Origin of the sequence: Acinetobacter sp. BD54, from assembly GCF_044778325.1 — a bacterium.
GTDB classification, from domain to species: domain Bacteria; phylum Pseudomonadota; class Gammaproteobacteria; order Pseudomonadales; family Moraxellaceae; genus Acinetobacter; species Acinetobacter baumannii.
On record NZ_JANJEP010000019.1, the window covers coordinates 20,817 to 41,996 of the forward strand.

Sequence of the window (21,180 nt, forward strand, 5' to 3'; positions counted from 1 at the left end):
AATTACCGCCTTATTCGATTGGTTTTACTTCTTTTTTAGGTTTAGCGGCTGCCTTTTTTTGCTCTTCATAAGGCTTTGCAACACCTATTTTAATTAGGACATTTGCTGCCAAGTCTGGTACATCCTTTATGTCACCAACATTGGCATCATGCATTTGCTTTAAATATTCAATTTTCATGAGACTGTTCCTATAGCTAAACAATTGTGATGTTTAGATATAAAAACAGCCCAATTAAGGGCTGTTTTTTCTAATCAATAGATTCAATCAATTAAGTGTATTGAATGAAGCTTGCAGCAATCGGACGGCGTTTAGCCCAAGAAACAAAACGTTCAGCACGAATAGCAAATTTGTTTTCTTGCCATAAGTTATGAACAGTTGTTCCATCAACTAAAGTTGCTTGGTCAGAGTAAGCAATTTCAACTTGACCACCATCTGCCATCAGAATTTCAGATGTTTTAACAAGAATAATCACATCACCCACAGTTTCAGATTCAATAACTGGGATGCCGCCTAAGGTCTTCTGATTAAGTCCTGCTTCCATGCCTTTAAAGTAGGTATTACCTAAAGCATCGCGCATATCTGCAAGCTCTGCAGCCTTAACTTCACTCATAAGGTAGTAAGCACCAGCAAGAGAAAGGTTGTTAGATAGGAACTGAGCACGTAAAGCGCGCAAGTCATTAGCAACTGCTTCAGGTGTATTACCTGTTGAAGTAATTGGCGTAACGCCATTTAAAAGACCTGCTGGCTTTTTGGTGGTTCCTGCACTAGCGCTAAGGAATTCAGCATCAGTGAATTGAGCAGATGAAGCAACCAAGTCATCACGAATTAATACATCAACTGCTGGATCGCTACCCTCTAAAAGCTCAAGGGTGTAAACCACAATTGCAGCTACTTTATGCTTGCCGACTTTGACATCTGCGTAAGTTGGATTAGTTAAAGGCTTGGCCTCGCCCTCACCAACCCAAGCCGTCATAGAACCTGTCGCCTGCGCGGGAATTTCAACATTAAATGGAACTTTTCGGAATTGCAGCTTATCAAGCACTGTATTAGCACGAAGCAATTCAATGTATTCACCTACTAAGCGGTTTGTATGCACCAATGGTGAAGCAAAACCAGCATCAGTCGTTGTGCCTAGGGTGGCTTTTTCAATTAAAGCAATTACTTCTGGCGGCTCACCTAAGCTTTTAGCAACATCAACTGCTGATTTATAATTGCCCTTCTTCGCTTCAATTGAGGCAATCATTCGACACTTTACAAATTTTGCAAAACCAACACCTTTTTCAAGATTGGATTCAACCTCAACACGTGGTGCTGGATTACCACCACCAGCGGTATTAGCAGCCTCTTCTGGACTGCCACCTGCTACAGGTGTTCCATTTTCCCCAGCCTCTTCGGCTTGTTTGATCATGTCTTTTACACGATCAATATTTTTTTGAATTGTGGCAATTTCTTGATCAATTGCAGTAATTTGCTCTTCTTCTTCTTCATTGGGTGTGCGCTGATCATCCAATGCTTTAGTGATAACACCTTGCTTTTCTGCTTGTTTTTTTGCCAACGCATCAAGCAATTGTTTTAAATATTTATTCATAGAGATACTCCACCCTTAGTTGGGCTACCAAGTTTTACGATTACGTGTTTTTGCTCAGATGAAACGCCATCTGCTGCGGGTTTCTGAGGTTTATTGCCCAACGCGGCTTTGTATTCCTCGAAAGCTTTTGAATAATCTGTTGAACTGTCGCGATTGCATGGAATGGTCACCAGTGAGAGTTCGTACCACTCCCATTCGTTAAACTGGATGCCACCACCTTCGATAAATTGAGCCTGTTCCCAATCGGCTAAAAACCCAACTGAAAGCCCTTTAACTAATCCATACTTGAGGCTTTGATAGGCTTCATCGACACGGGCTTTTAAGTTCCCTTCTTCTATGATTTCTGGGATATGAATCTCTACTTCGATTCCCTTATCAGTCACCTTTGCATCAATGACCTGTCCAATCGGAGCACTGTGCTCATGATGAAAAAGAAGTGGCATTGGAAGCTCGAACTTAGCCCCGCTTGGGACCATGATGTCTTTTGCGCGGTCTGCATTTGGTGTGCTTGCAATCCCTTTAAAAGTTCGCTTTTCCTCGTTCGTGCTCTTAATTTCAAAAGAGCCAAATGATTTCTGTAGAGCAGGCATTAAGCTCTCCTTTAAAAAGAAAAAGCCCGCTATTTGCGGGCTTTAAGTTAAAAATTATTTAGAAAAAATAGACGTTGTATTCTTTATTTGTTGGCTCAGGGTTCATGGTCATTAGAGCCACGGCATTAAATGTTGCAATCAAAGGGTCAATTTTCCCCACCCCTGATTCTTGCTTAGTGATTCGCATCCCATTACCAACCATTACGACACGCGCATTTCCCGCTGCCCAAGTCATGAGTTGCTGACCTGCATGAAATAAATTTCCCTCTGCAAGTTTTCTTTCTGTTGTAAGGATATAACCCATCAACTTGTAGCCTTGTGGAACAGCAAGCATCGACTCTTCTGGTATTCCAACTTCTAACAACCCGTCAAGTAAGCCACCTAAACCAAGTGGATCTAGTCCAATTTTATAAAGCTTGCCGCTGTCATAGACTTTCTTGGCAATTGCTGCCAATTGGTCGATATCTTCGCCAACTTTCTCAACTACAGTCAGACTTCCCTCTTTTTCAAAGTCTTGGTACTTTGGGATGTTTTCTTTACGGCGCTCTAAAGCAACTTTATTTGCCCATGCATGGTTCCAAAGCCACCAAATACGAGGATCTTTTTTTAATCTCCCTAATGCAGCAGCTCCAAGCAAATCATCCAGCCCACCACCATCAATCCCGAATGCGATGACATCAGATTGCTCAATTAACTGATCAAGCCCAAAAACATGTTTTTGTTGATTCCAGAACTCTGCACCAGCCCATCGATTTGCACGTAAATTCATGCCAATTTCGATGTTTAAATGTTTGGCCAAGAAGTCTCTAAGAGATTCTTCACCAGCATCTTTAACTTTGTTAAATTCCGAAATTAGATATTCAAGATCAACCGATGCGCCCAAGTTTGGGTTTGTAATATAAAAATTTTCAGGTTTTAAATGTTCGCCAGCTTCTACTAGATGCTTAGGGAATTCATAAATAAGTGGCAGAAAACTTTTATCAACTTTAATTCCGTCACGTACATCTCTGGCATAATCTAAAAGCTGCTTAAACACACCACAGGGCACTTCATCTGACATCGTAGACAGATAAATTACACAGCCTTCAGGCCGTGAAGTCAGACCGCCTTTTGCTTCACGAAACATTGATTCAGCGTTGGCACGCTTACCAAAAAGCCAGACCTCATCAATTAGAATGATTGAGGCCTTCTTGCCTGCTGCCGCATTGGATTCCGCTGCGATAACTTTGAGTGTTGCACCAGTTCCTAAGTGTGTAACTGTCTTTGTGTGCTCAGAGACATTAATCATTGCACTGAGTTCTTCGTCTGCGCGGATAAAGTCACGAATCGGGTTAAAGCTGTTGTCTGCGACTTCCTTAGTGGGTGCCAAGATAATTAACTCGGCTGAAAGTCGGTCATTCAGTAACAATGCAACAAGCATCACACCTGCAGCAATTGTAGACTTAGTATTCTTCTTTGAAATAAGAAGAAAAAATTCACGTATTAAACGGCGTTTTGATTTCGGATCATAAGCTCCAAAGATTGCGCGTACAAACTCAATAACCCATTCAAGTGTGACATCTCCCATTTTTGGGCTATCCATCACATCAACAAGGATAAGTTCTTTAAATATACGCTCGGCAACGTCTGCAACTTGTGGAAACAAAGGAGCACAAGGCATGAGCGACTGTTTATTGACAATACGCTCCTCCCAGTCTGGGCAAGCGGTTGTCCATTCTGTAAGCATTGCGGTCATTTATTTTTTTCCTATAAAAAAACCGCCTTTTTTAAGACGGTTTTTCAATAAATAAACTTTAATTACTAGCTTAGTAGATTTAAATTTTTACCAAATAATTCTTTTCTTCTTTTATTTTCTGCTAAACCACCTATTAAATACTCTAAACAATTTTGAACTGTTTTTGCTCTTATTAAACATTCTTCATCTGTAAAGCTATGTACACCTTCACTCAGAATTTTATAAAGCGAACCCAATGGATTTTTCCCCTGCACATAAAGTGTAAGAGGTAAAGCATTTTTTGCAATATCAATCTTATTAGACATTGGGCTTTCTTTTTTTAACTCACTGATTGCTTTTTTCATATTTATATCAGCACCATCATCTTTTTCGATCATTTCTAAAAGTGAAATAATGCTGTTTTCAATAAGCCTTCTAAAATAAACAAATGCTCCGATACCATAACCATTATCAAGACAAGCAATTGCTTTTCTATACAACTGCATTTCAGTTTTAAAAAATTTATCCAAATCTTTATTTTTAGTTAGTTTTTTTTGTGGAAATTCACCAAATTTTGTAATTTTATACTCACATTTTTCTCCTGCTAAATCTGAACCATCTACATAATCAACTCCTATAGAAAATGTTTTTTTTTGCGACTTGCATGAAACACATTCAAATTCAGCCATTACATTTAGATTATTAACTTTTCCTATAAAGCGAAATACATATAAATCTTTATTTAAGTTATGAAAAGGTCTAACTTTATTACAAACATCACATTCAAAATTAACTTCCTCAAGCATGATAGAAGTATAATCATAGATAGAATGATTACCTACCATTACAAAGCTAGTATAAAGTGCTTGGTTTTCACATAAATCTTTGAATTTTTCGCTATTTTCACACATAAGTTTTACATAAAATTTATTTCGCCATTATTTTACACATTATTAATTAACTTGGAAGTTGATTATTTAAAGTACCAAACTTGCTAGATTTCGTAGCTTGCTTTGCCTCCTCCTCTTTGGTTTGTTTCTTGCCCTTTTCAGCTACTTTACCGTGTTTATAAGGCAATGCTGCAATTGCGGCTTGCATTCTTAGTGGTAGTTTATTGCCATTAAAGTTCATGACCTTGATTAAAAAATCTAAAGGATCATCACCTTCAAACTGGAATTCATCAACCGGGGTTTCATCTTCACCGCTATTTTCTGGCTCGTTTTCAGGTTTAACCTTAGGTTGGTCAGAAGTTAAAGAGCGCCCTTCTTTTTGAGCCTTTAACTTTTCGATGTAGACAATAATTTCAGGATCTTTACTTAATTTGGAACCCTGTTGTGATGCGGTTTTTTCTGCATAACCTGCTGAAATTGCTGCTTCTTTATTTGTCTTGCCGTCAACAATGGCAAGAGCAAATTTTTCCATTTTCTCTGTTAATGCCATTGCTCTACCTTTAACTTGATTTTAACTTTTTGCTTTAACTTTTTCTGAGAGGGAAATTTTTTTATAAATGAGATGGGGGGCGGTGTCCAACGGCGAAGGGCTTGAAAGTTTTACCCTCCCCCCCTGCCTGCTGTATTTTTGTGCATCAATTTGGTGCAAATATTTAAATTGCTACGGCGCTACTGGACAGCTTCAATTCTTCATCGCATAGCCACATAACTTCTCTTGCTCCGATGCGGGTCGAATTTGAGACTTTAAGCAGCTATCACTACAAATAAAATTCATGACCTGTGGATTGAGTAGATCAACCCAAACTTTCTTATCTGTGACTTTGGTGATCTTTAAAAGTCCAACATGCCCAAGTCCAACCACCAAATCATTTACTTCAAAACTCATTGTCTACTCTCCTGTTGGGTTTTCTTTTTATGGCATGGAACACAAAGAGACTGGAGGTTGGATTCATCATCCGTTCCACCTCTTGCCACATTTACAATATGGTCAAGCTCTAAGTCTTTGGTAACGATGCCACAACATTGACAGGTCCATTCATCACGCAAATGGACCTTTGCTTTAAGACGGCGCCACGGACGGCCACCACGACCAGAACCCCAATTGTTTTGTTTAGAGTTCTTCTGGCTTTGTGCGGGTGCCTGTAGCGTCTGCAACTTGTTCTTGAATGTTTGGAGTTTCATTTAAGTTTACTCGCGCATCTACACCATTAAGTAAGTCAATGGATATCCAATCAATATCTAAACCTTTATGTTGATACTCTTGGACCAACTTAACTAAACGGAGCTCCAATTGTTTACGCAAAACTTCCGGGGTTTCGAGCTCAAGTACAATGTGAGGTTGTTTAGACTCATCACCCAATCCATAAAAACCCAATCGATTATTAATAATGTTCTTTGGACTCATCGTGCTCACCCATCCAATGATTTAGACTTTGGCGCTGGTTCATCATCTTCAAACATTGCCAAGACTTCTGATAGTTGTGCAGACTGTTCAGCATTGATTTGAATGATTAAGCTATTCTGTTCGATAAGCTTATTGTTTTGTTCAGTCAACTTATTGTTATGGTCTATAAGCTTATTTGTCTGCTCTATCAGCTTAAGCACCACATCATGCAAATTTGAATCACTGCTCATTTTGATAGCACCACTTAAGGTCATCCGGGATAATCAACATCACGCCCAAGTCTCTATGTGCATAGATGTTGATCTTATCCAGATATTTGGTGAATTCTTTAATGGTGGCCTTCTTGCTTTGCAGGTGGTCTTTAATGAAGGTATTGACCAAAACTTGGTAATCCTTTTCAAGTTGACGGCGCTTAGGTCCATCGAATGCTTGAATAACATCTTTAAAGTTCTGCAAAGCCATGTACTTTTCTGCAGTCTCTTGCCGACCCTCAACATAGATCCGGGCAAGAAACTTTTTCTTAAAAAGTAAATGAAGGTCATCCTTTGAGTTACCAGTCTTTTGCTTTATCTGCTCAAGCCAAGCCCAATAAAGCCGGTTTTGTGCGGCGCTCCTGTCGTCTTCCTTCTGATTGATTCTAACGACTAAAGGTTTGCCTTCTGCGGCTGCTTTGGAGTGGTTATTGTTCAGGTAGTTAATTACCTGAACAATTCCTGAATAACTATTGATTGGGAATGTTGCTGGTTCCATATTCCCACCTATACCTTATTCATCCACAACGGGACGTTTACCAGCTTCTAAAACTGGAATGTTTGCCTCAGTTGGGACATATACAATTTGTTGAATCTTGCCATCACGTAAAGCATCACCAAATGCGCCGATAAACTCTTGTTTACGGTACTCCGGGTAATCTTTTGCGGCCTGACCAATAGTTTTGATTGCTTCTGCTCGTAACTTGGCACTTTCAAGTTCAGCTCGCGCCGTTTGAACCTGAATCATTTTTGACTGTTCAGCTTCTGCCAATAGTGCTTGACCGTTCATGCCCTGCTTCCACACCTTGTAGTGAGGCCATGCAAACATAATCAAAACAATGACAATTAAAATGGCAAGAAAGCAAAGTGCGGCTAATACCACATCAGCTTGGCCTTTCTGGTTGGTTTTCATTTCTCGCTTCCTTTTTCTAGGCACAAAAAAAGAGCCTTTCGGCTCCGATTAAACTAAAAACCACCCGAGGGTGGCTTAATTCTTTCTAGTAAATTGGTTTACCATTTTCTCTATTAATTCTTGTGTGAGATTTTCAGGGTACGAAATCCTAACCTCATATCCAACAATAGTTATGATGCCATAAGGCCCATTTGTTCCAGCTATTGGGTCATATGAACCATCATCCATTAATACTTTGATGAAAGAAAAATTCTCACCGTCATATACAGCCTCATAATCAACATGCTTAACCATTGTAAATCCTTACACCAATTACGTTGGTTAAATCATATCAAAATAACTCTTGTTCTGACTCAAGCATTGCGTTGGTTCGCTTAAGCCATTTATTAAATAGCTCCTCGCTTTCCTGTCTGCTCCCTAGTTGGTAGGTATCAAATAAATGATGGCAGGAAAAACACATAGAAAAAGTTTTAGAGTCGCAAGCCTTAATGGATCTGCCCTTACCGTCTTTACTAGAATTAGAATGCGCGGCTTGGCTTGGTGCTGGTGCACCACATCTCATGCATGGCAGCTTGCGTACTTCGGCTAATCGTTTGGAGTCACGCATTCAACATAGACCGCAAATTATTAATCTTGTTTTTCAATCGCATTATGATGCGGTCTATAACAAGCATTTCTTCGAGACTTAATCCAGTACGAGATAAGTTCTGGTAGCGGCTTAATTCTTCTGAGTATTTATCAAGATTCTTTTTTGCTTCAACAATATCTGTCATATATCCCCCAGAAAAATAAAAGCCCCACCAATAACTAGTATTTGGCAGGGCTTCATGCGCCGTAATCCGTCCGGCAAAATTGAGAGGCGCCCCAACAAAGCACCTCCCGCGAGATAAATCCAATCAACAAAGGAAACGTAGCGAAAGCTTTTAGAATTGTTTATCCAGCTCAGCTTGGTGAAGTTTTTCTCGCAACAAATAGCCTTCTAATTGCCAGATTTTTTCTCGTGCGTTTTTGTATGCAATTTCACGTCCAATTTTCTCATCAAAATTCTCAGGACTTGCGCATGCACTCTCACCTGTAACCGTAAACCCGTTTTCTAATGACAGAATACAAATAGTTAAACAGCTTGCACCGCAATCATTTTTATAATCATCTGCAAAATAATCAGGCACTACATCACCATTAATAAAGCGGACTGCTTTAATTTTTGAATCAATGTGATCAGGTGTTAAGCGTGGTGCATTCAAGGCTTTGTCTTGAAGTTCTTGTTCAAGTTTTTGTTCATCTGACATTCTTCTTCTCACTTATGATAGGCAACAAAAAATAGATTGCCACAGCTTTATAACAGTACTGTGGCCTACCGCTACTCACCTACTTTATAAAACCACTGGATGGGCACAGTATTTTACGTTTCAGCTTTCATCATCTCGATTTCGGGCGGGGCATCACTCCCAATCTAGTATGTATTTCCTGCATATCCCATCCATGCGCGATGAACTGCATGGGTTGTACACTCTTTCGTGGTGTCTAGACGTGTTTGCTTAAACAGTCTTTAGCTAATCAGCAAACTTTTGATTATGGGTTTTAATATTTTTAAATGCTCCAAAAAGCAAATAGCCCTACGTTTAAGCATCGACTAGCAATCCAGTCCAGCACATCGGAATCCAATGTTCTAAGCTTGTAGGGCATAAAAGCAAAAAGCCCATCAACTTAATGACAGGCTTTAATCTGGTTTCACCTTCTTGCTTATGTTGCAAGGGTTACTAACTAATTTAGTTGCACCTTATTTACACTTTGCACAACTTTAACACAAAAATACCACTAGCCCTGATCAGGGTCAAGTGTTCAAGCAAAATTATTTGCATATTTCTCAATAATTTTTTGCTCATATGGTTTCGTAAATAATACGGCGAATTGAACTAGGTTTTCAGGGGTAAATAAGCGATTACCTCTTTTTATATAGTCCTCCAACTCCCTCAAATTTTGGTCATGCTGTCTAAGCTTTTTTGCTAATGCCTTAATAGCTACCCCGTCCATCTGGTTAGGATTTTTGATTTCCCTGTACAGCCGATCAAAGTAGTCCTTTAACTTTTCAGCATTATGCCAATTGGCGATAACATCATATTCAGCAATATTTGCGACTAAAACCCGCTTGATGTCTGAGATGTTTTTTCTACCACTTAGGATTTCAGCATTGATTTCTTCTTCTGTTTTGAAGTCATCAATAAAAATAGATCCGTTGCTTGTTACCTCTTGTCCAATTCTCCTTCGCATCCAGTAATCAAATGCATCTTCTTTAAAGCTCTTTACTGCCATCTTTATTTGCAAGAATGTCATTTTGCCCGACTGGTTCAAAATTCTTTCTAGACTTTCCTTTAACTGTGGCAGCTTTTCATACATTGCCTTAATTTGCAGATATTGATTCGCATTGTCTCTAAGATGCTTGAATTGTTTAGCTTTTTCATCAAAACTCACACCAAAGTGTTTTTTCCCGCACTTATGTCCAATGATAATTTCATTGCCATCATGAAGCGCTGCGATATAACCTTTTTGATGTTTCTTTCCACAACTAGAAATCCCACAACTAACAAAATCCCTTAGCACATAAAAACCAACTAAATCAGAGATAGTGTTTTGAACATCCTCACCCCTAGCAATCGTCACTTTTTCAACAAAATTAGGTCTAGATGTGATTTCTTCAAAATTTGTTATTAAATTAAAATGTTGCGGATTTTCTATCATTCTTGCTCACCGTTGTTTAATCTTCATACAATTATCTGAATTACCAATAAATATCAATAGTTAGATCATACTGAGCCATTTTTATATCTAATAAACTGGTAGCGATTGTGCAAAGCTGCTAAGCCACAACGAACATCGTATTTTGCATCCATGGCCGTTCGCTCTGGAGTTACTAACTGAGTCCACGATTTTTGATTGAAATAACGCTCTATAATTGCGTCCATCCAATCAAGCATAGCCTCAGAAGTGCAGCCGTCTAAAATATCAATGATCAAGCGCTGAACGGCCCTAGCTTCATCGTCTGTAATTAGACAGACATTAGGTTTTTTAGATGGCTTCTCGATAAAATTTTCATCACAGAGATAATAAGCAACGATCTTTTCCCTATCCCCTTTCTTAAGTCTAAGTTTTGCTTTTTTAATCGCTCCTACTAATGGATTTTCAGTAGATCCACCAAATCGAATCATTGCACCCTGCCAATAACCAAATTGGCGCAACCATTCAGGCAAATCATATTTAGACCAGTCTACACCTTGCATGATATGTAACTTTGAATTCATAATTATTTTTCCCCTTACTTACCGTATCTCTTGATGTGACTTCTGACTTTTTCTCTATTGACTTCTCCACTTGCTATTTGTCTGTACATTTTTTTGGTTTGCCAAATGACATAGATAATTAAAATTGGAGAATACAGAACCCGTAGAAGGATCAAGAGTATTTTTAAAGTTACCTCCAAATAGTCCAAAAGGTCATACCATTGATCCTTAAACCAACCCTTCAAAAAGAACCCTTGCCATTGCAGGGTGAGCTTTAATGCATCCACATCAACTTTGAATTTCATAGATCCACCTCATGCTTTGTCAGACTTGCGCCATTTGTTATCGCTTCCTCAGCCTTTTGGCGGTGCGTTTCATATTGATTGTCTTGACCTAAAACATCCGTTCTTTCACGCGCTAGATATAGGTCAACTTCTTCAAGCAATGCCTCATAGCGTCTTTTAGCTTCACCACCCAAAACCGAAGCTTCTTTCTGAATTTCCCAAGCTTTGTTGTAATCCTTTTTGCTATGCACAGGCTCATTTGGATCATCTACAAAGCAATTGCGGAAATCCTCAAAACGATTGATTGACTCCCTATGGACCTGAATCCAATGAACAAACATCATTCCGATTTTTGATAAGTCTTGATCTTTATTCACATCAAATGCTCCTTTCCGCACTGATGGCAAATGATCAGCTTGTTAAAGAATTTCTGCGCTTTTGGTAAGTCGGTACACTTACATTTCTGGCTATTGGCTTCGATCAAATTTTCAAGATGATCAAGTTGTACTTCTATCTGTGGAATCTCCTCATTAGCCCAAAGGTTGTATTCATTTCTTAAGCTTAAAACGAGGTCTTTAATCTGCTTTTTAAATTCAAGCATTCGCTCTAAAGACTGGTCATGCTGCGTAATGATCTTATGTTGATGGTTTACCAGCCATTTAATTTGCTCCATCTTCTTTTCAAGATCATCACGATTTTTCTTAACTTGCTTCAAGTGGACTTCATGCCCAATTATTTCTCCATGATGAGATGCTTTTAATTCTTTAATTTCTTCATGTAAGTTAAGAATGGTCTGAGCCTTCACTTGATTTAAGCGCTCTAGTTCAGTAATACGCCCTTGACCGCCTTGTATTGAGCTCTTAAGTTCACCTATCTCTTTGTGCTTCCTATCAATCAGTTGGTTAATAGATTGGTCTTGATATTTGATTATTCTGTGCTGAATGATTACTCGCTTTGTAAGATTATCAAGCACGGTTTGGGTATTTACTGCACCCTCTAAAACCTCATCCGCTTTAATCGCTGTCTCAAATATTGAGAACACACCACACAACAGAACGAGCCATAAAAACCATGATGGCAAGCCATTGGTAGAGAGCACTGCAAATAAAATTGCCAACATTCCAAAAATGGCAAATCTCGCAAAAACCAAATCAAGGTCAGGTTTAATTATTTTATGGCTCATGCTTTATGCTCCCACTTTTCGAACCGATAAAAAATTAGATACAACGCCAACAAAAATAAAATTCCGTGAGAAAACGCCAGATATTTACCTCCACCCAATACGATTAGGGTCAAAACACATAAAAAGAAAAAAGTGATATCCATGAAAGCCAAAGAAAAACGAAATTTAGCTAGACTTCCTGAAAACTGGTGCAGCTTTGCAGCTATTGCAGCTACAACCAGTCCCATAAAAGTAGCAATACAGATAACGGTCATAATGATTAGGAATGTTTTCATTCTTCTAGCTCCTGAATGGCTTTAAATCTACACATGTCTAAATGCTCTTGAACTCGGACTGTCCCCCTTTTCCCGTGTCGGTTTTTGGCAATAATTAATTCTGTAACCCCGAGAGGTTGAAGTGTTTTGTCATCAGTTAATGGATTAACAAGGATGATCTGGTCTGCATCCTGTTCTATTTGTCCCGACTCTTTAATATCGGATGCTTTAGGCTTTTTGCCTTTCTCTGACTCGCGATTTAATTGAACCAACGCAACAACTGGACATTCAAACTCCTTAGCCATAGATTTAAGTTCACGACTAATAGAGCCAACTTCTTGAAAGCGGTCTTTTTTGCTTGGATCTCTTACAAGCTGAAGATAATCAACAATGATGCAGCCAAGTTTGGTGCCAGCTTTGGCAAAACGGCGCTTAGCTCTCCTTGCATATGCTCTTACTTCACTAATGCTTGGTTTTTGCTTTGGCTCTATCCATATAGGCAGATCGCTATAAACTTGTTTGTAATTTGCATATTCTTTTAGTAGCCCATCGTAAAGTGTTGCATTGTGTAGGTTGTTGTATGGAATGGAACTAAGTGAGCTAAACATACGATTAGATAGTGTTTCTTTGTCCATTTCTGCTGATATGAAAAGAACACCCTCTTTTTTAAGCATTGCCGTATCAATTGCCATCATTTGGGCTAAAGTTGACTTCCCAGAACCGGGACGTCCACCAACTACACAAAAATGACCGTTTTGTACGGTTCCTAACATCTCATCTAGTGTTTTAAGGTTGAACTTAACACCCGTTGTTTCGTCTCTGCTCTGCTTTTCAAACTTGTCAATCATTTGCTCTAAGGCACTATCGAGAGCACTTCCAAAACTTGCTCCCATATCTGCATCATCCGTCTTATCTACTTGCCCAAGAAGATTTTCAGCCTCAACAAATACATCAGGCAAAGTTGTATCTTTCGCCATTGCAGCAATACGTAAACCAATCTGCTCAATTCTTCGATGTGTTTTGAGTTTATTTAACTGAGTGACATAACTTTCAGCGTTGTAAAAACTACTCGGCGCATCTTGCATAAGTTGAATTAAGTATTCTTCCCCACCCATCAAATGCAAAACGTTTTTGCCTTTTAGGTAGTTACTCACCATTACCACGTCATACGGACAATTGCTTTCTGATAGCTCTACGATTGCCTTGTATATTTGTTGATGACGATCTGAGTAAAAACACTCTGCATCCAATTCTTGACCAATTGTCTCTAGTGACAAAGCTGTAGTCATTAGAGCCGCAAGAACACATTGCTCCATGTTCACATCATGAATATTTGAACTAAACCCCATTACCATCTCCCTTCAATTACTTTGTATTGAGTGGGTGCTGGTTGCTCATCCTCAGTTTGAGGACATGCTATTACCTGTGCTGGATTAGACATGGCAAGAAAGTGATCAAGCTTGGTTGCATCGCGGCAAATTAGCGTTAGATCAGTATGATTGCCCTCAATATGGAATTGAGATTTAGAGCACCCAACAATAGCCGTCTTGATATCTTCAACCGTGTAACCCTCTTTGAGTCTTGCTTGAATTTTGGATTTGCGCGGGTTATCAAGAACGGTTCGATTATTCTTGTTAAACGTCACTTTCCAAAACTCGAAAACCTCTTGAATCTCATTTTTGAAATTCTCTTTAGGCTTTTCAGCAGACATAGGTTCGCCGTTAGGCGGACATATATTATTTTCTTGGTTAGATGGTTCGTTGGTTAGATGGTTAGATGGTTTAGGCTTTATTTGGGTTTCTTTGGGTTTTTCTGGGTTTAATTCGCTTTCATTTGGGTTGTCTTGGCTTTCATTTTTAAAGCCATTTTTTCCAGATTCATCTGATTTAGGTGCTTTTTTTGGACGTCCACCTTTTTTGCCATTTTCAGATTGCTTTGCACAATACTCTCTGTAGCGACACAACTCTTCCTCAATATGTGTTTGCACATAAACCCCGTCCTCATTTAATTTGAAAAACTTCTTAAGTACAAATTTAACAGCGTCAATTTCTTCCTCAGTTTCCGCCCATACCCATTCAATAGCCTCTTCAAGCGTTGGGAACGATTCACGGTCGTAACAGGCATCCATGAGCAAGTTATAAACCCCATGCTGCAAAATGTTTAATCTTCCAGCCTTGCGGTAATAATCACCAATATTTCGCTCGTAGTAATGCATTACAACTTATCCTTTGCTCTTAGACGGTTAATGACGGCTTCTTCAAAGCGATTGATTAGTGCGTACAAATGACCGTTCTTTCGCAAGTCATCTATGATTTCCTTTGCGCTGTGACATGTTTTGTCGAAGTCCTTTTCAACACCTAAAGCTTTTTCAAGATCCCGATGTGTTTCTCTATAAGCTTCAAGTGTTTCGGCATATGCATCATGGTCTATTTGCCATTGAGTAAGGACTTGATCCTCATCATCATATGGGCTTGCACAGTCTGAATTTTGTGCTAGTATTGGTTCATTCATTTTGGTTTGCTCCAAATACGATATTCAGACCGCTATCTGTTCCAGCAGATGGCGGTTTTTATTTCTTTGATAAGTCGATATTGAGTAATTCACTATTGGTGGGTCTTAATTCGATCCAGATATCTTGATATGTATCTGGGAAAAGCTCTTTCCGTGTACATACCCCCATATCCTCAGCTATTACAGCAAGCCTGATTTTTCGATCGACAGGTATTGAACTCCATCCAGATACAGATGCAGCTGTTATTCCAAGAAGTCTTGCAACAGCGTTGACTCCACCTAATTTTTTAATAAGTTGAGCATCATTCATTTAATTCTCCTTGATCACACAATTATTAGGTATGCCTAATATAAAATCAATAGGGACACCTAATTATTTTTATGTTAGGATTGCCTAACTTTATGAGGATATTTTATGAACACTCTTGCTGAACGTTTGAGATATGCAATGGAAATATTGCCATCTAAAAAAGTTAAAGGTATTGATCTTGCTCGTGCAGTTGGTGTTAAACCACCTTCTGTAAGCGATTGGTTATCGGGCAGATCAAAAACAATGGAAGGAGAAAATCTAGTAAAAGCAGCTAAATTTCTAGGAATTAATCCTGATTGGTTAGCGACTGGTGTGGGAGAACCAAAAGAAATCAATGAAGCAAAATTTAAAAACCTAGATATTGAAGCCTTTAAGCAGAAGTACAATATTCCAGATAGTGAAGATGCTGTTAAGTTTGTTCAAAACGCAGCTAAGCCATTCCCTATTCAAAAAAGATATGTCCCTGTTAAAGCCTATTCAAAGATGGGAATGGATGGGTATTTCACAGATATGGGATACGATGGAAATGCTGGGGATGGCTATGTTCCAACTCATACAGCAGGTCCACGAGCCTATGGCATTAAAGGTACTGGCGACTCAATGTTTCCAGCTATCCGTAATGGTTGGTATGTAGTATGTGATCCTGATGCGGAACTTGTGCCGACTGAATTCGTTCAGGTGTGTCTGAAGGATGGGAGATGTACCATTAAAGAGTTTATTGGGATCAACAATGATGTACTAAGCCTTATTGCAGTAAATGGCGGTGAACGCCTTACTTTTAACATGGATGAAGTTGAAAGTATTACTGCTATTACAGATATTGTTCCACCAAGTCAGCATAGACAAGAACATCCATATTCACATTAATTCTAGGACAAGCCATGGACAACTCAAAACTACCAATTAATCAAATTATTGCCCGTATTAATGATGCTGCTGAAAATAGTGAAGCGTTAGTGCTAACAGCTGAAGAAGTAAAAATTCTTTCAAAAGAAGTTGGGGACTGTTTCTTTATCCCAGTGCTGTCAAATGAACAAATTACAAAAATGGTAAAAGAAGGAAAATTAGGACAACCAGTGTTTTCAGGAAAAAAAGAAAAATGATACTAAAAAAGTATTACCAGCCCATCCCTGTGATGGGCTTTCTTTTATCTATCAAATAAAAAAAATTAGGAATACCAAATTTAATTAGGCTTACCTATTGACATTAAAATTAGGCAAGCCTAATATTCATATCAACAAACACTAAAAGCCCCACATTGTGGAGCTGATTTTTAAAACCTAGATGCTTTCTCTGTCCTCGACCAAAATTTCAGAGCTGCATCACTATAACTGGTGATTCATTATGAACCAAATCACAGATACTAGTCAACAAAACAGTATTAATTCACACCTTCGTTCATCCAACAAAGCTAAGACTCCTGAAAAGATGCTTGCCCAAATTGAAGCATGGTTGCTTGATGAGGACTCTTGTCATTATTTTTCAATTCAAATACAAGGCCAGGAGGTTTATCCATTCGGTGTGATAAATCGCCCTTTCTTTCATCTTGATCAAGCAGAAAGAAAGCTAGAAAGCTTAAAAAGCAAAAACCCTCAAGTTTGTTACTACATAAGTTATGGTGCTTTTGACAATTCTATATTGGATTTTGAAGATGAAAACGTACCTATGTGGGAGCGAGTTTGGCTTAACCAGCATGAATTCCGCCTCACAAACTTACGCATCAAAAAAATGTCTCAGAAACAGTTGGTGGAACTTGTACCAAATTATGAAGAAATGATGGTTTGGCAAGACAAGTTAAATACTGCTGATAGTTGCCATTATTACTATGCACAGGCAATTGATGCTACTGGGGAGTGCATCCCAATGTCATCTCAGTTTTATTTTGATTTGCGAGATGCTATTAGCGCAAGAATCCACTTTCAAAAAACCATGCCTAATCGTCAAGTTGAGATCCTATCAGCAGTCATGCCTACAGCAAGTTTAATGGCGATAGATGGTAGAACAAGTGATTGCTTCCAAAACTTGATTGATGACCACAAAGAGCGTTTAGCAGCATTAAATGAAAAGGGAGTAAACAAAAATGCGTAGTTCTTCACAACTTTATCCAGATAATCAAAATGTAACTATTGATGACCTCATTACTGCACGCAGTGAAGCCAAAAATGATATGGGTGACATAAACGCCCTACTCTCTGCAATTGAACTAAGTCTTGCTGAGAAGTTAAAAGACCTTGATTTAAGCAAGTTAGGATTTGATAAAACCTTTCGCTTGATTGAGATTGCTAAAACTCAAGCAGATTTATCTCAAGATTATCACAACGGCGAACTTGCTCAATTAACTGGTGGGCAATATCAACTTGATGAGCTGAAACTTTCTATTGGGAATTTAAGTTTCGACCAGGATGCAGTCAAGGTAAATCCAAATCATTTAGCTCCTGCAAATGCGGCTATCTCTAAGACTATTTTAGACGGGTTCAAACATGACAAACGGCGTTAAATACGTCGACCTCTCCAAAGAGGTTCTTTTTAAGGCGTTTTTATTGTGGCTTACAAAGATTGGGTATCGCGGAATTGTTAGACCATGTGGGCGTATGGAGTTTTATTGCGCCACAGTCAGCAAACTTTTTCCTAGAAACGTACACATCATGTATGACGGAAAAATGAATAAAGCAGCTACCCAACTTTTTAAAGAATTTGAAAATCATTTAAAGGCGTGATCATGAATTTTATAAAACAAGTAACACTTACTTATAAACACCTCCAAGCAACTAGCCTTTTTGCGGCACATCGTGAAGTAAGGTTCTACTTAATGGGCGTGTTGGTTAAGGATGGAATGATGGCTGCTACAAATGGTCACTGTGCGCTTATCTGTGATGCCCCAGAAGTTAAAGATGTAGAAGTAATCATCCCAATTGAAATAGTTAAATCTTTTATTAAAAAGGTTGGAAATAATCCAAAGGTTAAAACTATTACATTAAGCCAAATCGATGATGAATTTTGGTTGTTGGATTATGAAAAAGGCATGTTTGAGTTCTTTCGCCCAATTGATGGCAAGTTTCCAGATATTAGCCGTGTCGATATTCCAAAGCCAACTGAGCCGCCTAAAGAGTTTGTTCAGTGGAATTTAGAGTATGTGGGCCAGTTCATGAAATGCTCAAAAATTCTTAATTGCCTTTACCCTCGCTTTTATCCATCTGGTGCTACCACTTCAACTTATGTTGAGTTTGTGGACGGCGTACACGGCTTATTAATGCCATTGCGAGTTTAGGAGAACTTTAATGATCGATATTGAACAGTTAAAAATTCGGTGCGGCTATAAAGGTAAACCTCAGCAGTGGCAATATGGTTTTGATTTGGCTGTTAGTGAGTTAACCAAAGCTCAGGCGGTGCCAAAGGGTTGCATTGTAGTTCCTAGAACTAGAGAGGTTGTAGTGGCCATTGAAAACATGGTTCAGCAACAATGTGATGCCAGCGGAGTACAAGAGCCACTTCATAGATTAGATGGGTGGAGAATTTTAGAGGGGATTGCTGAAAAGGTTGAGGAGACTAAATGATGAGTAATGTATCTGTATTCAACTTCAATCAAAATGAAGTACGCACTATTGTAAAAGATGATGGTGAGATTTGGTTTGTTGCTCCTGATGTGGCAACAGTTTTAGGTTATCGCAACGCACCTGATATGGTACGCAATTTAGATAATGATGAAGTAAGTACTACGCAAATTGTGCGTAGTAGCTCTGGTGGCAATCCCAACATAACCATCATTAATGAATCCGGCCTTTACTCAGCAACTCTAAAAAGCCGAAAACCAGAAGCGAAGCAATTTAAAAAATGGATCACTTCTGATGTCTTGCCAAGCATCCGAAAAAATGGTGGTTATATTGTTGGTCAGGAAAATGATGATCCTGAAATCATAATGGCTAAGGCTTTGCAAGTAGCCAATAACGTGATTCTTCGCAAGACTCAAGAATTGCAGCAAGTTCAGGCCGAACGCGACCATGCTATTACAACTAAAGCGGAGATTGGCAGTCGCCGAGAGGCTACAGCCATGGCAACTGCATCTAAATTTAAGCGTGAAAATGAAGACCTTAAACAGAAATTAGGTGAATCCATTTCTTTCGCAGCGGTTGCGTCAATCAACACAAAACTCAAAACCAACTTTGGAAATAAGGAAGGTCGCCTACTCTCTAAATATAGTCGTGAGCACCATTTAGAAATTAAAAAAGCAACTGTACAGGGTCAACGCTTCTCCGAAGTAAATTCATATCACCGAGATGCTTGGCTTGCAATTTTTAACATTGATTTAACCTCAGTTTTTGGAGCGTAACTATGAAACAGCCATCTAAACTTATGTGTCAATTAGGCTCATTATCTCGTGGACTAGATAAAGAAAATTCAGAGTTTGAGCCAAAGTCACGCGATAAGCTCGCTTTAAAACTTAGAAAGGTTGTAAAGAGCGCCCAAAAACTCGAAGCACAGGAGTTTGATTTGTTCTGTCGTATTAATGGGGCAAGGGATATTGTTTTGGATCTTATGGATGGTCTAGGCCTTAAGAGAGGCGCCGAGATTGAAAAGCAATTAATTCTTATTCTTGAGGCATTGGATGGTGTGGAATGACAGAAGTTAAATTTGTTTCTATGCCTGCCTCTGAACTGGAGCAATTGATAGAAAAAGTTTGTGAAAAGGCTGTTTCAAAGGTGCTAGCAGCCCAAGGTGATGAGCTGCTAAATATTACTCAGTTATGTGAACGTATACCCGGCTTGTCTTATCACTCTTTTAAGAAGCTAGCCAAAGAGCATAGATTCAAAGATATTAAAGGCCGCTATTCTCTTACGGCTGTGAAAGCCGCGCTGCAATCTCACTAGATGTGGGATTGTAGTAAATCATTGCACGGCGTGGGTTGCTCCATCCAAACATTTTGCACAAATCTAATAGCTGAATTTTTTGAGCAATCCTTGTGGCCGCCGTATGGCGGCTATCATGGAAAGTAAAACCTTCTAAACCCGCTTCAAATTTAGCATCACGAAATTCATCGGTTGCATCATCGCTAGTTATATTAAACACATACCCTTGCTTTTTTGGGCCAATGGATTTAAAGATTTCAACTGCTTTAGTGCTTAGGGGCACTTCCCTTGCACGGCCGTTCTTTGTAAGCTCCAAAATTAAGTAGTTTTTACTTAATCTAATTTTTTCCCATTTCAGCTCGCAGATTTCTGAAAGTCTCATTCCAGTTTCTAATGCAATTAAAAAGATATATCGCATCTCTGTAGATAAGAATGGTAATAAGATTTCTATCTCTTCATCACTAATTACACGTTCACGATGTGGCGATTCTGAAGGGAATTTAATTTCACGTAAGGGGTTTACAGATAGCCAACGTTTGACATCAATACACCATGTGAAAAAAGCGGAAAGCAATATGAATTCACGCCTAATCGTGGCACCTTTAACATTTAAAAGTCTTTGCTCACGCCATTCTGTCAAAAAGTCCTTATTAATTTGAATTAATGGTTGATCCACATACATCGCTTTCAATAAAAAGTTTATTTTTCTTCGTTCTTTTTCATAACCGCGTTTATTAATAGAGACCGTATCACGGTACTCAATTAAGGCATCTTTAAAAATGATATGGTCAAAAATTTCTAACTTTTCATTTTTTAATCTTACTTCTGTTTCTTGCGCCCATTTCTTTGCATCGCGCAACGTATCAAATGTTTTTGATTTAGCCGGATGTGGTTTAATTCTAACGGTAGCTGTCACTCTACCATTACGTTTTTGAAAGGTCGCCATTGTTTAAAATCTTGCTGCACTTTTGTTGCACTTGATTTTAAATTCTATGCAATTTGAATTGCAAGCAAATTAAATTAAATTTATAAATCATTGTTTTTTATATTTTTTATTAAAACATATTTTAATTAAATTCAATAAAAAGCGCTCAATTTAGAGCG

At 38.7% G+C, this 21,180-nt stretch carries 35 protein-coding genes and 1 pseudogene; 10 read left to right on the plus strand and 26 right to left on the minus strand.

The features are described from left to right. Positions 1 to 10: 10 nt before the first annotated feature. The 25 genes and pseudogenes from NQ782_RS18860 to NQ782_RS18980 all read right to left on the minus strand — a co-directional run bounded on the left by NQ782_RS18860 (position 11) and on the right by NQ782_RS18980 (position 15,232). The gene (locus tag NQ782_RS18860) at positions 11 to 178 is read right to left on the minus strand and encodes a hypothetical protein (RefSeq protein WP_171071154.1); all 168 of its coding nucleotides are present in this window, start codon (positions 176 to 178) and stop codon (positions 11 to 13) included. A 91-nt stretch (positions 179 to 269) separates the two neighbouring features. Then, positions 270 to 1,589 carry a phage major capsid protein gene (locus NQ782_RS18865; RefSeq protein ID WP_031979551.1) on the minus strand — a complete coding sequence of 440 codons (1,320 nt, stop codon included), beginning with the start codon at positions 1,587 to 1,589 and terminating at the stop codon, positions 270 to 272. Then, positions 1,586 to 2,179, minus strand: coding sequence for an HK97 family phage prohead protease (locus NQ782_RS18870; protein WP_031979550.1), 594 nt, complete (start codon positions 2,177 to 2,179; stop codon positions 1,586 to 1,588). The genes NQ782_RS18865 and NQ782_RS18870 overlap by 4 nt, the downstream gene beginning before the upstream one ends. 58 nt (positions 2,180 to 2,237) lie before the next feature. Further along, positions 2,238 to 3,914: a terminase large subunit gene (locus NQ782_RS18875; protein WP_032028286.1), complete on the minus strand. Its 1,677-nt coding sequence runs from the start codon at positions 3,912 to 3,914 to the stop codon at positions 2,238 to 2,240. A gap of 65 nt (positions 3,915 to 3,979) precedes the next feature. Then, positions 3,980 to 4,804: a hypothetical protein gene (locus tag NQ782_RS18880; protein WP_031980906.1), complete on the minus strand. Its 825-nt coding sequence runs from the start codon at positions 4,802 to 4,804 to the stop codon at positions 3,980 to 3,982. A gap of 46 nt (positions 4,805 to 4,850) precedes the next feature. Next, positions 4,851 to 5,333, minus strand: coding sequence for a terminase small subunit (locus NQ782_RS18885; protein ID WP_001219093.1), 483 nt, complete (start codon positions 5,331 to 5,333; stop codon positions 4,851 to 4,853). 192 nt (positions 5,334 to 5,525) lie between these two features. After that, the gene (locus tag NQ782_RS18890) at positions 5,526 to 5,729 is read right to left on the minus strand and encodes a hypothetical protein (RefSeq protein WP_032028288.1); all 204 of its coding nucleotides are present in this window, start codon (positions 5,727 to 5,729) and stop codon (positions 5,526 to 5,528) included. Then, the gene (locus NQ782_RS18895; RefSeq protein ID WP_032028291.1) at positions 5,726 to 6,025 is read right to left on the minus strand and encodes an HNH endonuclease; all 300 of its coding nucleotides are present in this window, start codon (positions 6,023 to 6,025) and stop codon (positions 5,726 to 5,728) included. Before NQ782_RS18895 ends, NQ782_RS18890 begins: the two co-directional genes overlap by 4 nt. Beyond that, the gene (locus NQ782_RS18900; RefSeq protein WP_032028292.1) at positions 5,955 to 6,248 is read right to left on the minus strand and encodes a hypothetical protein; all 294 of its coding nucleotides are present in this window, start codon (positions 6,246 to 6,248) and stop codon (positions 5,955 to 5,957) included. The genes NQ782_RS18895 and NQ782_RS18900 overlap by 71 nt, the downstream gene beginning before the upstream one ends. A gap of 5 nt (positions 6,249 to 6,253) precedes the next feature. Further along, positions 6,254 to 6,478, minus strand: coding sequence for a hypothetical protein (locus NQ782_RS18905; protein ID WP_032021382.1), 225 nt, complete (start codon positions 6,476 to 6,478; stop codon positions 6,254 to 6,256). Beyond that, positions 6,468 to 6,998, minus strand: a complete 531-nt coding sequence (locus NQ782_RS18910; RefSeq protein ID WP_000433061.1) for a hypothetical protein — start codon at positions 6,996 to 6,998, stop codon at positions 6,468 to 6,470. The genes NQ782_RS18905 and NQ782_RS18910 overlap by 11 nt, the downstream gene beginning before the upstream one ends. A 15-nt stretch (positions 6,999 to 7,013) precedes the next feature. Continuing rightward, a complete protein-coding gene (locus tag NQ782_RS18915; RefSeq protein WP_000856318.1) occupies positions 7,014 to 7,412 on the minus strand; it encodes a hypothetical protein in 399 nt (132 codons plus the stop codon). Between the two features lie 75 nt (positions 7,413 to 7,487). Next, the gene (locus NQ782_RS18920; protein ID WP_000238616.1) at positions 7,488 to 7,706 is read right to left on the minus strand and encodes a hypothetical protein; all 219 of its coding nucleotides are present in this window, start codon (positions 7,704 to 7,706) and stop codon (positions 7,488 to 7,490) included. A gap of 37 nt (positions 7,707 to 7,743) precedes the next feature. After that, a complete protein-coding gene (locus tag NQ782_RS18925) occupies positions 7,744 to 8,019 on the minus strand; it encodes an HNH endonuclease (RefSeq protein ID WP_228131753.1) in 276 nt (91 codons plus the stop codon). Between the two features lie 316 nt (positions 8,020 to 8,335). Continuing rightward, entirely contained in the window at positions 8,336 to 8,701 is a 366-nt protein-coding gene (locus NQ782_RS18930; RefSeq protein ID WP_267581203.1) for a Gp49 family protein, read from the minus strand. Positions 8,702 to 9,254: 553 nt separating this feature from the next. Further along, positions 9,255 to 10,151 (minus strand): hypothetical protein, encoded by an 897-nt coding sequence (locus NQ782_RS18935; protein ID WP_114200763.1) that lies wholly within the window; start codon positions 10,149 to 10,151, stop codon positions 9,255 to 9,257. 65 nt (positions 10,152 to 10,216) lie between these two features. Next, positions 10,217 to 10,711, minus strand: a complete 495-nt coding sequence (locus NQ782_RS18940; protein ID WP_261492486.1) for a hypothetical protein — start codon at positions 10,709 to 10,711, stop codon at positions 10,217 to 10,219. A 14-nt stretch (positions 10,712 to 10,725) separates the two neighbouring features. Next, a complete protein-coding gene (locus tag NQ782_RS18945; RefSeq protein ID WP_267581204.1) occupies positions 10,726 to 10,995 on the minus strand; it encodes a hypothetical protein in 270 nt (89 codons plus the stop codon). Positions 10,996 to 11,075: 80 nt separating this feature from the next. Next, positions 11,076 to 11,318, minus strand: a pseudogene (locus NQ782_RS18950) (hypothetical protein); the annotation flags it as partial. Positions 11,319 to 11,347: 29 nt separating this feature from the next. Continuing rightward, positions 11,348 to 12,157, minus strand: coding sequence for a hypothetical protein (locus NQ782_RS18955; RefSeq protein WP_267581206.1), 810 nt, complete (start codon positions 12,155 to 12,157; stop codon positions 11,348 to 11,350). Further along, on the minus strand, positions 12,154 to 12,432 hold the full coding sequence (locus tag NQ782_RS18960) for a hypothetical protein (protein ID WP_267581207.1): 279 nt from the start codon (positions 12,430 to 12,432) through the stop codon (positions 12,154 to 12,156). The genes NQ782_RS18955 and NQ782_RS18960 overlap by 4 nt, the downstream gene beginning before the upstream one ends. Further along, complete coding sequence (locus tag NQ782_RS18965) at positions 12,429 to 13,760, minus strand: DnaB-like helicase C-terminal domain-containing protein (protein ID WP_267581208.1); 1,332 nt, start codon at positions 13,758 to 13,760, stop codon at positions 12,429 to 12,431. Before NQ782_RS18965 ends, NQ782_RS18960 begins: the two co-directional genes overlap by 4 nt. After that, positions 13,760 to 14,626, minus strand: coding sequence for a DUF1376 domain-containing protein (locus tag NQ782_RS18970; RefSeq protein ID WP_267581209.1), 867 nt, complete (start codon positions 14,624 to 14,626; stop codon positions 13,760 to 13,762). The genes NQ782_RS18965 and NQ782_RS18970 overlap by 1 nt, the downstream gene beginning before the upstream one ends. Beyond that, positions 14,626 to 14,922, minus strand: coding sequence for a hypothetical protein (locus tag NQ782_RS18975; protein ID WP_140995445.1), 297 nt, complete (start codon positions 14,920 to 14,922; stop codon positions 14,626 to 14,628). The genes NQ782_RS18970 and NQ782_RS18975 overlap by 1 nt, the downstream gene beginning before the upstream one ends. 58 nt (positions 14,923 to 14,980) lie before the next feature. Continuing rightward, positions 14,981 to 15,232 carry a Cro/CI family transcriptional regulator gene (locus NQ782_RS18980; protein WP_267581210.1) on the minus strand — a complete coding sequence of 84 codons (252 nt, stop codon included), beginning with the start codon at positions 15,230 to 15,232 and terminating at the stop codon, positions 14,981 to 14,983. A gap of 105 nt (positions 15,233 to 15,337) precedes the next feature. On the opposite strand from NQ782_RS18980, the gene NQ782_RS18985 reads away from it, so the two are divergent. The 10 genes from NQ782_RS18985 (at position 15,338) to NQ782_RS19030 (ending at position 20,097) form a co-directional block, all read left to right on the plus strand. After that, complete coding sequence (locus NQ782_RS18985; protein WP_267581211.1) at positions 15,338 to 16,099, plus strand: S24 family peptidase; 762 nt, start codon at positions 15,338 to 15,340, stop codon at positions 16,097 to 16,099. Positions 16,100 to 16,113: 14 nt separating this feature from the next. Next, positions 16,114 to 16,335, plus strand: coding sequence for a hypothetical protein (locus tag NQ782_RS18990; RefSeq protein WP_267581212.1), 222 nt, complete (start codon positions 16,114 to 16,116; stop codon positions 16,333 to 16,335). Between the two features lie 241 nt (positions 16,336 to 16,576). Next, a complete protein-coding gene (locus tag NQ782_RS18995; protein WP_267581213.1) occupies positions 16,577 to 17,320 on the plus strand; it encodes a hypothetical protein in 744 nt (247 codons plus the stop codon). Beyond that, positions 17,313 to 17,729: a hypothetical protein gene (locus NQ782_RS19000; RefSeq protein ID WP_267581214.1), complete on the plus strand. Its 417-nt coding sequence runs from the start codon at positions 17,313 to 17,315 to the stop codon at positions 17,727 to 17,729. The genes NQ782_RS18995 and NQ782_RS19000 overlap by 8 nt, the downstream gene beginning before the upstream one ends. Then, the gene (locus NQ782_RS19005) at positions 17,713 to 17,949 is read left to right on the plus strand and encodes a hypothetical protein (RefSeq protein ID WP_267581215.1); all 237 of its coding nucleotides are present in this window, start codon (positions 17,713 to 17,715) and stop codon (positions 17,947 to 17,949) included. The genes NQ782_RS19000 and NQ782_RS19005 overlap by 17 nt, the downstream gene beginning before the upstream one ends. A gap of 2 nt (positions 17,950 to 17,951) precedes the next feature. Further along, positions 17,952 to 18,500: a hypothetical protein gene (locus NQ782_RS19010; protein ID WP_267581216.1), complete on the plus strand. Its 549-nt coding sequence runs from the start codon at positions 17,952 to 17,954 to the stop codon at positions 18,498 to 18,500. Between the two features lie 10 nt (positions 18,501 to 18,510). After that, positions 18,511 to 18,786, plus strand: a complete 276-nt coding sequence (locus tag NQ782_RS19015) for a hypothetical protein (protein ID WP_267581217.1) — start codon at positions 18,511 to 18,513, stop codon at positions 18,784 to 18,786. Beyond that, positions 18,786 to 19,559, plus strand: a complete 774-nt coding sequence (locus NQ782_RS19020) for a BRO family protein (RefSeq protein ID WP_267581220.1) — start codon at positions 18,786 to 18,788, stop codon at positions 19,557 to 19,559. Before NQ782_RS19015 ends, NQ782_RS19020 begins: the two co-directional genes overlap by 1 nt. A gap of 2 nt (positions 19,560 to 19,561) precedes the next feature. Then, a complete protein-coding gene (locus tag NQ782_RS19025; RefSeq protein ID WP_267581218.1) occupies positions 19,562 to 19,849 on the plus strand; it encodes a hypothetical protein in 288 nt (95 codons plus the stop codon). After that, positions 19,846 to 20,097, plus strand: coding sequence for a hypothetical protein (locus NQ782_RS19030; protein ID WP_031980966.1), 252 nt, complete (start codon positions 19,846 to 19,848; stop codon positions 20,095 to 20,097). Before NQ782_RS19025 ends, NQ782_RS19030 begins: the two co-directional genes overlap by 4 nt. On the opposite strand, the gene NQ782_RS19035 is transcribed toward NQ782_RS19030, so the two are convergent. Beyond that, positions 20,063 to 21,022: a tyrosine-type recombinase/integrase gene (locus NQ782_RS19035; RefSeq protein ID WP_267581219.1), complete on the minus strand. Its 960-nt coding sequence runs from the start codon at positions 21,020 to 21,022 to the stop codon at positions 20,063 to 20,065. The two genes, NQ782_RS19030 and NQ782_RS19035, sit on opposite strands and share 35 nt — an antisense overlap. Positions 21,023 to 21,180 lie beyond the last annotated feature (158 nt).